The 13,478-nt window shown below is 64.3% G+C and carries 11 protein-coding genes; 5 read left to right on the top strand and 6 right to left on the bottom strand.

The annotated features are described in order from the left end of the window. Positions 1 to 75 precede the first annotated feature (75 nt). Positions 76 to 1,053 carry a magnesium transporter CorA family protein gene (locus AC5ZFO_RS28850; RefSeq protein ID WP_282521454.1) on the bottom strand — a complete coding sequence of 326 codons (978 nt, stop codon included), beginning with the start codon at positions 1,051 to 1,053 and terminating at the stop codon, positions 76 to 78. A 340-nt stretch (positions 1,054 to 1,393) separates the two neighbouring features. Here AC5ZFO_RS28850 and AC5ZFO_RS28845 point away from each other — a divergent pair, with 340 nt between their 5' ends. Further along, positions 1,394 to 2,080, top strand: coding sequence for a L,D-transpeptidase (locus AC5ZFO_RS28845; protein WP_028148213.1), 687 nt, complete (start codon positions 1,394 to 1,396; stop codon positions 2,078 to 2,080). Between the two features lie 36 nt (positions 2,081 to 2,116). Here the strand turns inward: AC5ZFO_RS28845 and AC5ZFO_RS28840 are convergent, their stop codons facing one another. After that, positions 2,117 to 3,238: an extensin family protein gene (locus tag AC5ZFO_RS28840; protein ID WP_282521455.1), complete on the bottom strand. Its 1,122-nt coding sequence runs from the start codon at positions 3,236 to 3,238 to the stop codon at positions 2,117 to 2,119. 64 nt (positions 3,239 to 3,302) lie between these two features. Here AC5ZFO_RS28840 and AC5ZFO_RS28835 point away from each other — a divergent pair, with 64 nt between their 5' ends. Further along, positions 3,303 to 4,931: a fatty-acid--CoA ligase gene (locus AC5ZFO_RS28835; protein WP_282521456.1), complete on the top strand. Its 1,629-nt coding sequence runs from the start codon at positions 3,303 to 3,305 to the stop codon at positions 4,929 to 4,931. Positions 4,932 to 5,199: 268 nt separating this feature from the next. Next, entirely contained in the window at positions 5,200 to 6,054 is an 855-nt protein-coding gene (locus AC5ZFO_RS28830) for a DUF1499 domain-containing protein (RefSeq protein ID WP_282521457.1), read from the top strand. 72 nt (positions 6,055 to 6,126) lie between these two features. Here AC5ZFO_RS28830 and AC5ZFO_RS28825 read toward each other — a convergent pair whose 3' ends face one another. The 4 genes from AC5ZFO_RS28825 to AC5ZFO_RS28810 all read right to left on the bottom strand — a co-directional run bounded on the left by AC5ZFO_RS28825 (position 6,127) and on the right by AC5ZFO_RS28810 (position 11,561). Then, a complete protein-coding gene (locus tag AC5ZFO_RS28825; RefSeq protein ID WP_282521458.1) occupies positions 6,127 to 7,044 on the bottom strand; it encodes an MBL fold metallo-hydrolase in 918 nt (305 codons plus the stop codon). Positions 7,045 to 7,211: 167 nt separating this feature from the next. Next, positions 7,212 to 8,426 carry an acyl-CoA dehydrogenase gene (locus tag AC5ZFO_RS28820; protein ID WP_496122876.1) on the bottom strand — a complete coding sequence of 405 codons (1,215 nt, stop codon included), beginning with the start codon at positions 8,424 to 8,426 and terminating at the stop codon, positions 7,212 to 7,214. A 137-nt stretch (positions 8,427 to 8,563) separates the two neighbouring features. Next, a complete protein-coding gene (gene ribB / locus AC5ZFO_RS28815; RefSeq protein ID WP_028148219.1) occupies positions 8,564 to 9,640 on the bottom strand; it encodes a 3,4-dihydroxy-2-butanone-4-phosphate synthase in 1,077 nt (358 codons plus the stop codon). Positions 9,641 to 9,830: 190 nt separating this feature from the next. Continuing rightward, a complete protein-coding gene (locus AC5ZFO_RS28810; protein ID WP_282521460.1) occupies positions 9,831 to 11,561 on the bottom strand; it encodes a cation:proton antiporter in 1,731 nt (576 codons plus the stop codon). Between the two features lie 67 nt (positions 11,562 to 11,628). Between AC5ZFO_RS28810 and AC5ZFO_RS28805 the strand changes: the two genes are divergently transcribed. Beyond that, a complete protein-coding gene (locus AC5ZFO_RS28805) occupies positions 11,629 to 12,156 on the top strand; it encodes a DUF3124 domain-containing protein (protein WP_404979794.1) in 528 nt (175 codons plus the stop codon). 88 nt (positions 12,157 to 12,244) lie between these two features. Next, positions 12,245 to 13,477, top strand: a complete 1,233-nt coding sequence (locus tag AC5ZFO_RS28800) for an aminotransferase-like domain-containing protein (RefSeq protein WP_028158083.1) — start codon at positions 12,245 to 12,247, stop codon at positions 13,475 to 13,477. Position 13,478 lies beyond the last annotated feature (1 nt).

The raw sequence follows: 13,478 nt of genomic DNA, 5'->3' as shown, positions 1-13,478 counted from the left end.
CGCGGCCTCAATCCCGCTCTATTCTGCGACACCAACCACCATGTCTCGTTGAACGGCGTAAGGTCTCGGTAGGTATCAAAGCCACTTCTTGAACTTGAAGATCCAGTACGGGACGATCGCGGCGGCGAGCATCATCACCAGCGCCATCGGATAGCCGTGGACCCATTCGAGTTCCGGCATCGCCTTGAAATTCATGCCGTAGATCGAGGCGATCAGCGTCGGCGGCATCAGGACAACGGCCATGACCGAAAACAGCTTGATGATGTTGTTCTGCTCGAGATTGACGACGCCGAGCATGGCGTCGAGCACGAAGGTGATCTTGCTGGAGAGATAGGAGGCGTGGTCGGTCAGCGAGGCGACGTCGCGCTGCATGGTCTTGAGCTGCTCACGCATGTCCTTCGACCATTTCACGCCCTCCACCACCGCGGAGAGGAAGGTGACGACGCGGCCGATCGACACCAGGCTTTCGCGAACCTTCGAGGTCAGATCGCCCTTGCGGCCGATCGAGATCAGGATCTGGGAATATTGCTTGGCGTGGCCGTGGCGCTCGCTCTCGGGCTCGAAGATGTCGTGCGAGACCTGGTCGATCTCCGCGCCGCAGCGCTCCAGGATGTCGGCGCAGCGGTCGATCACGGCGTCCAGCAGTTCCATCAGGACCATCTCGCCGGTGATCGCCGGCGCGCAGGACCGGGCCAGCTTGGCCTCGACCAGCGCAAACGGCTTGGGCTGGTCGTAGCGCACCGTCACCAGGCGATGGTCGCCGAGAATGAAGGTCACAGCCGTGGTCCGGGGCATGTCGGTGTCGGACTGGCACATCAGCGTCGCCGTCATGTAGCGCGCGCTGTTCTCGATATAGAGGCGGCTGGAGATCTCGATCTCCTGCATGTCCTCCCGGGTCGGGATCGCGATGCCCGAGAGCCGCTCCACCGCCTTGTCCTCAGCCGCGGTCGGGTTGACCAGGTCGATCCACACGGCGTGCTCCGGAACCGCCGCGAGGTCCTCGACGACCGCTTTCTTGAGGGAGGAGTCGGAGGGAACGAACACAGAAAACATGCACAACTCCAGCAGGGGGCCTGCGACAGACTGACAGCCCCTTAGCGCGATTCTGACAAGTTCATGATGACAAGCACATTAATGGAGCGTTTGCATTTGTGGCGGCGCCGTGGCCCAACCGTGGCACGGAATCGACAGTCCGGCGCCTTTTGCCCAAAAACCAGCACAGGAGCGCAAAACTTGCGGCAAAAAAGCCACAGGTTGGCTCTCGCAGCGCGGGAAAAGGTCTGAAACGCTGGAATTGTGGCAGATTTCCACGATAATAGGGGCCAACGGAGTCGTGGTTTTGAGCTTGGCTCAAGCTCCGCGTAAGCTTGTTGTTGTCGATTGGAACCAATTCATGTCGTCGCTGAAAGTTATGCTGGGTATTTTGGCCGCTGGCCTGATGCTGTCGGGCTGCATGCAGGCCACACATTTTGAAGCGACCGACACCAAGGCCTTCAAGCCGAAGGACAAGGAACTCCTCGCCAAGGTCCGGTACGAGAACACCCCGGTCGCCGAGCCGTTCCGCCGCGCCATCGTCGATTACCACCGCAAGGAATCGCCGGGCTCGATCGTGGTCGATTCCGACAACCATTACCTCTACTGGGTGTTGGATGGCGGAAAGGCGATCCGCTACGGCATCACCGTCGGCGAAGAAGCCATGGCCTGGTCGGGCATTGCCAAGGTTGGCAGCATGACCGAGTGGCCGGCTTGGCATCCGACCCCGGGCGAGATTTCGCGACTGGGCGTGCCGACCTACGTTGCACCGGGTCCGGACAATCCGATGGGCTCCCGCGCGATGTATCTCTACTCCGGCGGCAAGGACACGCTGTTCCGCATTCACGGCACCAACCAGCCGGAATATATCGGCGCCTCGATCTCGTCGGGCTGCATCCGCCTGACCAACGAGGATGCCATCGACCTCTACAACCGCGTCAAGGTTGGCACCATTGTCGTGGTGCTCGAGCCGAAGCACGGCGACTCGCCCTACAATTCGCGCCTCGCGCTCGGCGGCAGCCAGACGGGCCAGGCGGGCAGCTACTGATCGCTTCCTGCTCTCAGACATTCAAAAGCGCCGGTTTTACCGGCGCTTTTTTGTTGCCGGCTTGTGCGGCTCGGCTTTGCTGCCATTGGCGGCCGACTTGTCCGCAGGCGCCGGGGACTTCTGCGCTGCCTCGTCATCAGCTCCATCCTTGGCTGCATCCTTGGCTCCATCCTTGGCCTCAGGCCTGGCCGCGATCTCGCGCGGCGGCGCCTCCTCGGGCCGTTCCAACGGCAGCAACGGGGCGACCTGCGGCAGGGGATCCCAGACGTTCCACTGACAAATCCGGTAGTCATTGCGCCGCTGCGCCAGGTCGAGATGGATGTGGTCCTCGTGATACCAGTCCGAGCCCGGACCGAGCACGGTGGAGAAGCGCGCGCAGACCGAATGCAGCACGCGCTCGCGCACGTCGCGCGGCATGCTGCGGTCGGTCAGGCCGATCGACTGCCCGTTGGCGAGCTTGATGGCGCGAACGTCGAGCGCGTTGGCCTTGCCGTGCTCGGACAGCATCGCGCCGGCGATGCGGTTACGGCCTCTGCATTCGAAGCTGTCGAAATTGTCGAGGTCGCTGATGGTCGAGCCGAGGCTCGCCGCCAGCGGCACCATGTCCTTGCGCACCCAATCGGCGATCGCGGACGCCATGGTGCAGCGGAGGACCGCCGCCGGCTTGACCGCCACCTTGCGCTTGTCCGGCAGCACGATCGCCTCCAGCCGCACCAGATCCTCGCCGCCGCAGGCGCCGGGGCCGCGAATATCGGGAATGGACGGCGCGACTGCGATCTCCTCGGTCAGCGCCAGCCGGCAGGCCGAGAGCTGCTTCTCGGGCGGCGGCGCGGCCTCGGCGGGCTTGGTCGCGCTCGGCTTGTCGGAAGAAGGTTTTCCTTCGGTCTCCGGGGGGGCCTCGTCCGTTGCCTTGGGGGCTTCTTCAGGACGCGGTTTTGGTAGCGGTATCCTGACGGGCATCTTGGCGGAATGAACCGTCGCGCGCGGCCGTGGTGTACCAAAGCCAAAGATATCGAGCGGCGCAGCATATTTTCGCGCCTCTGCCCTCTCGGCCAGCACAAGCGACAGCCCCAGCGCGGCGGTAACCATTGCCGCGCCCGCGGACATATAGCCGCGACAAGACCATTTGCGGCGAAAGTCCGGCAGGCTAAAACTCATGACAATTCTTTGGCCCAGCGCTGAGAGCTATAAAAAGTCCAGCCCACCTCGGAGGAATGTCTGAATGCTTGGTTTGATGCAAGATTGGCCCCTGCTCTGCCACCGGATCATCGAACACGCCGCCAGGATTCATGGCAAGCAGGAGGTCGTTACGAGATCGGTCGAGGGACCGATCCATCGCACCACCTACGGCGAAATCCACAAGCGGGCGCTCAAGGTCTCGCAGGTGCTGGAGCGAGACGGCATCAAGCTCGGTGACCGTGTCGCAACGATCGCCTGGAACACCTGGCGCCATCTCGAGGTCTGGTACGGCATCATGGGGATCGGCGCCATCTGCCATACCGTCAATCCCCGCCTTTTCCCCGAGCAGATCGCCTGGATCATCAACCATGCGCAGGACCGCATCGTGATGACCGACCTCACCTTCGTTCCGGTCCTGGAGAAGATCGCCGACAAGCTGCCAAGCGTGGAACGCTACGTCGTGCTCACCGACAAGGCGAACATGCCGCAGACGACGCTGAAGAACGTGGTCGCCTACGAGGACTGGATCGCGGAGGCCGACGGCAAGTTCGAATGGAAGGACTTTGACGAGAACACGGCAGCCGCGATGTGCTACACATCCGGCACCACGGGCGATCCGAAGGGTGTTCTGTATTCGCATCGCTCCAACGTGCTGCACGCGCTGATGGCGAACAATGTCGATGCGCTCGGCACCAGCGCGTCCGAGACAATGCTGCCGGTGGTGCCGCTGTTCCATGCCAATAGCTGGGGCATCGCCTTCTCGGCGCCCTCGCAAGGCACCAAGCTGGTCATGCCCGGCGCCAAGCTCGACGGCGCCTCCGTCTACGAGCTGCTCTCGACCGAGAATGTGACGCACACGGCGGGCGTGCCCACGGTGTGGCTGATGCTGCTGCAGCACATGGCCGCCAACAATCTGAAGCTGCCGGACCTGAAGATGGTGATCTGCGGCGGCTCGGCGATGCCGCGCTCGATGATCAAGGCCTTCCTCGACATGGGCTCGAACGTGCGCCACGCCTGGGGCATGACCGAGATGAGTCCGATCGGCAGCGTCGCGGCACTGAAGCCGCCGTTCCAGAATGCGACCGGCGATGCGCGGCTCGACGTGCTGCAGATGCAGGGCTATGCGCCCTTCGCGGTGGAGATGAAGATCACCGACGATGCCGGCAAGGAGCTGCCCTGGGACGGCAAGACCTTCGGCCGTCTCAAGGTCTCCGGCCCCGCCGTTGCCAAGGCCTATTACCGCGTCGACAGCAACATCCTCGACGAGGAAGGCTTCTTCGACACCGGCGACGTCGCGACCATCGACGAGGCCGGCTACATGCGGATCACCGACCGCTCCAAGGACGTGATCAAGTCCGGCGGCGAGTGGATCTCCTCGATCGACCTCGAAAACCTCGCGGTCGGCCATCCCGCCGTGGCGGAGGCCGCCGTCATCGGCATCTATCATCCCAAATGGGACGAGCGGCCGCTGCTGATCGTGCAGCTCAAGCAGGGCCAGCAGGCCAGCCGCGAGGACATCCTGAAGTTCATGGACGGCAAGATCGCCAAATGGTGGATGCCTGACGACGTCGCCTTCGTCGACGGCATTCCGCACACCGCGACCGGCAAGATCCTGAAGACCGCACTGCGCGACCAGTTCAAGGATTACCGCTTCCCGAACGCGGCGGCGTAAAAGGTGCCACCCTCCCCTGGAGGGGGAGGGGCGGCTCGCATTTGAGCGCAGCGAAAATGAGAGACGGGGTGGGGCGACAGTCTCTCCACGGGGATGGTGCCCGTGTGGAGGGATCACCCCACCCCGCTCGCGCTTCGCGCGATCGACCCTCCCCCTCCAGGGGAGGGTGAACGACCCTTGAATTTGCCCCCGGGCCGTGGTCTCAACGGCCCATCGTCGCGCCAAATCGGCCGATACCGCCCCTAAAACCCCGGCAGAGCTTCACCCGATGGCCCGCAGGTTTTCCGCTCCCTATCAGTCGGAGCCCGTGTCCAGCCTCGCGAGCTGGGCGCGTAATCTGGCCGTGTTCGCGGTGGTGGCGGTGGTGGTCTCGATCATCATCGTCCGCTTCGACTTCCTGGAGATGAAACCGGCGCTGATGACGTTCTTCGGCGGGCTCGCGATCGCCGGTCTCTCGATCCTGTTTGGGCTCGCGGGCTTTGCCGCGATCTGGCAGAACGGCTCGCGCGGCATGGGGCGCATCCTGCTCGCCTTCCTCATCGACGGCGCGATCCTCGCTTATCCCGCTTATCTCGCTCTGCAATACCGCAAGCTGCCGCCGATCTACGACATCACCACCAACCCGATCGACCCGCCACGCTTCGACGCGCTCGCGCATCTGCGCACCGGCGATGGCACCAACACCGCGGTCTATGCCGGCCTCTATTCGGCCGAGCAGCAGCGCCAGTTCTATCCCGACATCGAGCCGATCGAGCTCGAGATCCCGGTCGATCGGGCCTATGCGATTGCGCGCCAGCTCGTCATCAAGCGCAAATGGCTCGTCATCGACGAGCGCGAGCCGCAGCCGCCGCGCCGTATCGGCCGCATCGAGGCGGTGGCGCGGACGCCGATCATGGGATTCCGCGAGGACATCTCGATCCGGGTCGTGCCCGACGGCGACGATTCCCGCGTCGATATCCGCTCGGCGTCGCGCTATTTCGACAGTGATCTCGGCAGCAACGCCGCGCGCGTCAAAAAATTCATCGACGATCTCAACACCGCGGCCGATGCCGACGCGCTGAAGCCGGTGAAGAAGACGCCGGTCGCGCCGCCGAAGGCGCCGGCGAAGACGGTGAAGAAGTGAGATCGGCGAATGGGGAGTAGCAAATAGCGAGTGGAAAGCACCTATTCGCTGCTCCCTATTCGCCATTCGCCCCTAAGCCATTCGATACGTTCCACCGATTACGGGATCGCCATCCGTCGTCACCACGCCGCGCGCGACCAGATCTTCCAGATGCGCCAGAACGGAATAGCCGGCGGCCGTCGTCAGCCTGGGATCGATGCCGATATAGATCGCGCGCACCATGGTCGGGATATCGGCCTCGCCCTTGGCCAGGCGGTGCAGGATCGATGCCTCGCGCGCCTTGCGGTGGCGGATCAGGAAGCGCACGAAGCGCTGGCCGTCCGGGATCTCCGGGCCGTGGCCCGAGAAATACAGATCCTCCTCGCGCACGGCGAGGCGGTCGAGCGACTCCATGTAGTCGATCATCGAGCCGTCGGGCGGCGCCACGATCGAGGTCGACCAGCCCATCACGTGATCGCCGACGAAGTTGAATTTCCGTTCGGGCCAGGCGAAGGCGAGATGATTGGCGGTGTGGCCGGGCGTCGCCACGGCCTCCAGACGCCAGCCATCGCCTTCGACGACGTCGCCATGGGCGAGCCTGGTATCGGGCGCGAAATCGCGGTCGGCGCCGGACTCCGGATTGTGCTTCTCGCTCTCGAAGCGCGGGCGCGAGGCACGGTGCGGGCCCTCGGCATAGACAGGCGCGCCGGTCGCCTGCTTGATCCGCGCGGTGTTCGGCGAATGGTCGCGATGGGTGTGGGTGACGAAGATATGGCTCACCGTCTCGCCGCGCACGGCATCGAGCAGCGCCGCCGCATGCGCCTCGTCGTCCGGGCCGGGATCGATGATCGCGACGTTGCCTTGGCCTACGATGTAGCTGACCGTGCCGGTGAAGGTGAACGGGCTCGGATTGTTACAGAGCACGCGCCGCACGCCGGGACGGACTTCCTCGACGACACCGGCCTTGAGCGGAAAGTTGCGGTTGAACGGGATGTCGTCGTTGTCGGACATGGGACTTCCTGTGCGTGCCGCCACACTCTTCGTCATACCCCGCGAAAGCGGGGTATCCAGTACGCCGCGGCACCAGTGGCGAAAGCAAGGTCTCCGGAATACTGGATCGTCCGCTTTCGCGGACGATGACAGCGCAGCAAGACAGCCACCACGGAATTCCGAGGCGACTAGAAAAACGCCTGGATGCCCGTGATCGCACGTCCCAGGATCAGGGCGTGGACGTCGTGCGTCCCCTCGTAGGTGTTGACGGTCTCGAGGTTATGGACGTGGCGCATCACGTGGTACTCGGCCGAGATGCCGTTGCCGCCGTGCATGTCGCGCGCGACGCGGGCGATGTCGAGGGCCTTGCCGCAATTGTTGCGCTTCATGATCGAGATCATCTCGGGCGCAAACTTGCCCTCGTCCATCAGACGGCCGACGCGAAGCGAACCCTGGAGGCCCAGCGCGATCTCGGTTTCCATGTCCGCCAGCTTCTTCTGCACGAGCTGGGTCGCGGCGAGCGGCTTGCCGAACTGCTTGCGGTCGAGCGTGTACTGGCGGGCGCGGTGCATGCAATCCTCGGCGGCGCCGAGCGCACCCCAGGAGATACCGTAGCGGGCGCGGTTGAGGCAGCCGAACGGGCCCTTGAGGCCGGAGACGTTGGGCAGCAGGGCGTCCTCGGGAACCACGACGCCGTCCATCACGACCTCGCCGGTGATGGAGGCGCGCAAGCTGAGCTTGCCGCCGATCTTCGGCGCGGAGAGCCCCTTCATGCCCTTTTCCAGCACGAAGCCGCGGATCTGGTTGTCGTGCTCGGCCGACTTTGCCCAGACCACGAACACGTCGGCGATCGGCGCGTTCGAGATCCACATCTTGCTGCCGGTCAGGCGATAGCCATCCGCGACCTTCTCGGCGCGGGCCTTCATGCCGGCCGGATCGGAACCGGCGTCAGGCTCGGTGAGACCGAAGCAGCCGACCCATTCGCCGCTGGCGAGCTTCGGCAGGTACTTCTTGCGCTGGTTCTCGTCGCCATAGGCGTAGATCGGATACATCACCAGCGAGGACTGCACCGAGTTCATCGAGCGATAGCCGGAATCGACCCGCTCGATCTCGCGCGCGACCAGGCCGTAGGCGACGTAGCTCGCATTGGCACAGCCATATTCCTCAGGCAGCGTAATGCCGATCAGGCCGAGCTCGCCCATCTCGTTGAAGATCTCGCGGTCGGTCTTCTCCTCGAGATAAGCCTTGGTGACGCGCGGCAGCAGCTTGTCCTGGGCATAGGCGCGCGCGGTGTCGCGCACCATGCGCTCGTCTTCGGTGAGCTGCTCGTCGAGCAGGAACGGATCGTCCCATTGGAAGGAAGCCGCAGCCGGCTTGTCCTTGGTCTGAGGGCGCACGCTCATGAAACGTCCTTTCGTCTGGTTCCGTCAAAATTTGCCCGACAAACTAAAGCGCCGCGGCAACAAGTGCAATTGCGTTGCAGATGGATGGGTCTGCGTAAATCCCGGGGATGCGTAGCGCGCGCCCCGGGATGACAGCGCTAGCTTTCGAGCTGCTCGTTGGCGACGATCTCGATGCCGAAGCCTGACAGGCCCTTGTAGTCGTGCACCGATGAGGTGAGGTGGCGGATCGAGGTGACGCCGAGATCGCGCAGGATCTGCGCGCCGACACCGACCTCGCGCCACTGGCGGTTGCGGTCCGCTTCGCTCGCGCTCTCATCGGGCAACGGGGCAACGGGGACACCGGCGGCGCCGTCGCGCAGGTAAACCAAGACGCCACGGCCGGACTTCTTGAAGTGCTCGAGCACTGCCGCCATGCGCTTGTGGCCGGTGAAGATGTCCTTGACGATGTTGGGCTTGTGGAAGCGCGTCAGCACGTTCTTGCCGTCGCCGACGCCGTTATAGACGAACGCGACGTGGGCGATGGAATCGAACGGCGAGCGGTAGGCATAGCCCTGGAGCGGCCCGATCGGGCTGTCAGTGACAAAGGTCGAGACCCGCTCGATCAGCTTCTCGCGTACCTGGCGGTAGGCAATCATGTCGGCGATGGTGACATGCTTGAGCTTGTGCTGGGCCGCGAAGCGGGCGACCTGCTCGCCCTTCATCACGCTGCCGTCGTCGTTCATCAACTCGCTGATGACGCCGACCGGCGGCAGGCCGGACAGCTTGCAGAGGTCGACCGCGGCCTCGGTATGGCCGGAGCGCAAGAGCACGCCGCCGTCCTTGGCGATCAGCGGGAAGATGTGGCCCGGACGGGCGAAATCGTTGGCGCCGACATTGGGATTGGACAGCGCGCGGCAGCACGAGGCGCGCTCTTCGGCCGAGATGCCGGTGCCGCCGTCGGGCTTGTAGTCGATCGAGACCGTGAATGCGGTGGTGTGCGCGGAATCGTTGTGGGCCACCATCGGATCGAGCCGGAGGCGGCGCGCGTCCTCGGTGGTCACGGGCGCGCAGACGATGCCGGAGGTATGGCGGATGATGAACGCCATCTTCTCGGCGGTGCAGAGCGAGGCGGCGACGATCAGATCGCCCTCGCCCTCGCGGTCCTCGTCGTCGGTGACGACCACGAGCTCACCCCGGGCAAAGGCCTGCAAGACTTCCTGAACGTTATCGGGCATTTCCCAATCTCTATCGGTTATGGCCGGGAGGCTTCGCCGGACGCCTTAGCCGGACTTGGCCCCAAGCGCTAGTGTCCTGGACGCAACCGCATATGCCTGACGGTGGCCCGGCCCGCGGGTCTGAGGCTTGCACCGAAGATACCAGGGATATAGGCGCACACGGCCCGGACGGAAAGCGGCAGCGCCGCCTTCAGGGCAGCACTTCGCGCCGCTCGCCGAGCCGGACATCGAGTTCGGCCCGCTTGTCGGGCAGCAGCCCGGCCTGGGCGGCTTCGATCACGGTAAACAGCTCATGAGCGTCGCTGAGCCGGGTCACGGTGACGTAGCTGGCGCCGGCCGCGTAGAGCTCGCCCACATCCGACAAGAGATCGGCCGTGGCAACGATCATGGCGGTCGGGTTGAGGGTGCGGACGTGGCGGACCAGCTTCTCGTTGCTGGCGCCCTTGAGAAGGGCGTCCGGCACGCTGAGGATGATCATCTCGGACTTGCCGACGCCGGCATGGAGCAGCGTGTCGGCGCTGCTGATGTCGCCATAGATCACGTGCAGGCCGCGCGACAGCAGCGTCTTGTACACATTGGGATTGAAGTCGATCACGGTAATCTGCTCGAGCAGCACCGGCGCCTGCCGTTCGATCTCGGCCAGCAGCGCGCTCGCCGCACGGAAAAAGCCGAGGATGACGATGCGGCGGGCCTCGCCATGGCCGCCCTCCTGCCCCTCCTCGGCATGGCCGTTGCCATGGTCGAGGTCGCGCAGGCCGATCCGCTTCAGGCGGCCGATCGCCCAGCGGGTGATCTCGTCGCTGCGGGTCATCACGAAGGTCGAGAGCACCGCCAGCACCACGAAGGCAAAGGAGGCTGCGTTCGCCGTTTCGGCCGCGATGTGATGGTCGGCGACGCCGGTCTGGATCACCACCAGCGAGAACTCGGAGATCTGCGCGAGGTTAAGGGCCGGCAACAGGCTGGCGCGCAGGCCCTGCTTCATCAGATAGAGCGGGGCGAAGGTGGTGACGAGGCGGCTCACCACCGTGAACGCCGCGATCATCAAGGCAAGCCCGATCACGGAGAGGCCCGGCACGGGAATGGTCATGCCGAGCGCGACAAAGAACAGCGTGATGAAGAAGTCGCGGAGCGTGGTGACCTTGGCGGTGACGTCGAGGGCGTAAGGGAAGGTCGACAGCGAAACGCCGGCGATCAGCGCACCCATCTCGCGCGAGAGCGAGAGCCGCTCCGCGGTCTCGGCGACGAGGAAGCACCAGGCGAGTGCGCCAAGCAGGATCAGCTCGGGGCGGCGGGCAATCTGATGGAATAGGCGCGGCAGCACGTAGCGGCTGACCAGCAGCGCGGCGGCGACCAGCACCGCGACACGGCCGATCGACAGCAGGATGACGCTGACCTCGAGATTGGCGAGGCTCGGCTGCACCGCCAGGAACAGGATGGCGAAGATGTCCTGGAGCACCAGGACGCCGAGCGTGATGCGACCAGGCAGCGTGTCGAGCTCGCGCTTCTCGTAGAGCACCTTGACGATGATCACGGTGCTCGACAGCGCGCAGGCGACGCAGAGATAGACCGCATCGAAATGCCCACCGCCGAGCGACAGGCCGATGCCGACGAAGAACAGCACCCCGAGCAGGCAGCCCCCGATGAGCTGGCCGCCTGCCGCGAACAGGATCACCTTTCCCGCCCGCACGATCTTCTTCAGGTCGATCTCGAGGCCGATCATGAACAGCATGAAGATCAGGCCGAGCTCGGAAATGACGCTGATCGATTCCTGTGATTTGACCCAGCCGGCACCGAATGGACCTATGCAGAAGCCGGCGATAAGGTAGGCCAGGATCAGCGGCTGCCGGGAGAAATGGGCGAGCAGGCCCAGCATCCAGGCAAACAGAATACAGAGAGTGATGTCGCGAATGAGTTCGTGCATACCAAATTGGTCCGTTTTGCCGCACCCTAGAGCCAGGTTGCGGCGCGGCAAGCGAGCAATTCGTCACATGCGAGCAGGGTTTTTCGCAGCAATGCTGCTATGTCCCCTCGCCTCTGCCGCGCCCGCAGCCGCGCAATCCAAGGTCAATATCGAACAAAACTTTGCCGATTCGCTCACCACACTGCCGAAGGAGGAACTCGCCGTCTCCGGCGGGTTCTATGTGCCCGCCTATTCCAGCGTCGCGATGAGCCAGGGCAAGCTGCGAGTCGACTTCTCGGTGACGCTGAGCGTTCACAACGCCTCCGAGACCCAGCCGCTGGTGGTCAAACGCATCGCCTATTTCGACACCGCAGGCAAGCAGGTCGAGACCTACCTGAAGGGTCAGGTGGCGCTGAAGCCTCTGGCCACCGTCTCGATCTTCATTCCGACCGACGACGTGCGCGGCGGGACCGGGGCCAATTTCCTCGTCGACTGGGCCGCAACAGGCGAGATCGCCGAGCCCGTGGTCGAGGCCTTGATGGTTGGCGGCGTCGCCAATGCGCATTACGCTTTCATCAGCCAGGGCCGTCCGACCCGGACGGCCACAAAGAAGTAGAGGCCGTCCGACGAGGACGGCCGGCAAGAAGTAAGGCACGCCGGCGCAAGGCCGGCCGCTCAACAAGAACAAAACGAGGAACGCCCCCATGACGTCCAGCTTCGATTTCGCGCCCCTGTTTCCCGCAGGGCTGCCGGCCCCTTCCGCGCGCTGGACGGGCCTCGCCAAGTACAGTTTCGTCGGCGGTAACAACGACTCCGAGCAGTTGCCGCTCGACGGCCTGATCGAGGCGACCAATTCCGCCCTGCAAAAGGAAGGCCGCTCGCTTGCCACTTACGGGTTGGCACACGGGCCACAGGGATATTTGCCCCTGCGCGAATTCCTGGTGACAAAACTGAAGCGCGACGCCGGCATCAACTGCACGGTCGACGACCTCCTGATCGTCTCCGGCTCGCTGCAGGCGCTCGACCTCGTCAATGCGACGCTGCTGACGCGCGGCGATACCGTGATCTTCGAGCAGGACAGCTATCAGGGCTCGTTGACCCGACTGGCACGGCTCGGGGTCAACGTCGTCGGCATCCCCCTCGACAAGGACGGCATGCGTATGGACGTGCTGGCCTCGACGCTGGCCGATTTGAAGAGCCGCGGCATCCGGCCGAAATACATCTACACCATCCCGACCGTGCAGAATCCGACCGGCAGCATCATGCCGGAAAGTCGTCGCGCTGAACTGGTGCGGCTCGCGGCCGAATATGGCGTGCCCATCTTCGAGGACGATTGCTACGCCGATCTCGTCTGGTCGGGACAGCGGCCACCGGCCATCCACGCGATGAGCCCGAACGGCGGCGTGATCCATATCGGCTCGTTCTCGAAATCGATCGCACCGGCGCTGCGCGTCGGCTTCATCGTCGCGCCCTGGGATGTGATGTCGCGGATGCTGGCGCTGAAGACGGACGCAGGCTCCGGCGCGCTGGAGCAGATGGTGCTGGCCGCCTACTGCAAGCCGCATTTCTCGACCCACGTGCCCGCGTTGACGAAGGCGCTGCGCACGAAGCTCGACACGCTGATGGAGGCGCTGAACGAGCAGTTCGGGACGGCGGCCGAGTTCGAGGAGCCCAAGGGCGGCATTTTCCTGTGGGTGAAGCTGCCCGACCAGGTCGATACGCTCAAACTGTATCAGGCAGCGCTCGCCGCCGGTGTCTCGATCAATCCGGGGCCGGAATGGTCGACCAACAAGCCCCATTCCAGCTCGCGGCTCAGGCTGTGCTTTGCGAGCCCCTCACATCAGCAGATCCGTGAGGGCGTCGCAGTGCTGGCCGAGGTCTGCCGCAAGGAGTTCGGCGTGCCGGCCCGCAGCGCCAATGTGGAGAAGCGGGCCTAAG

This window comes from Bradyrhizobium sp. Unk1, from assembly GCF_059512345.1.
This window is presented reverse-complemented; position numbering and strand designations above follow the sequence as displayed.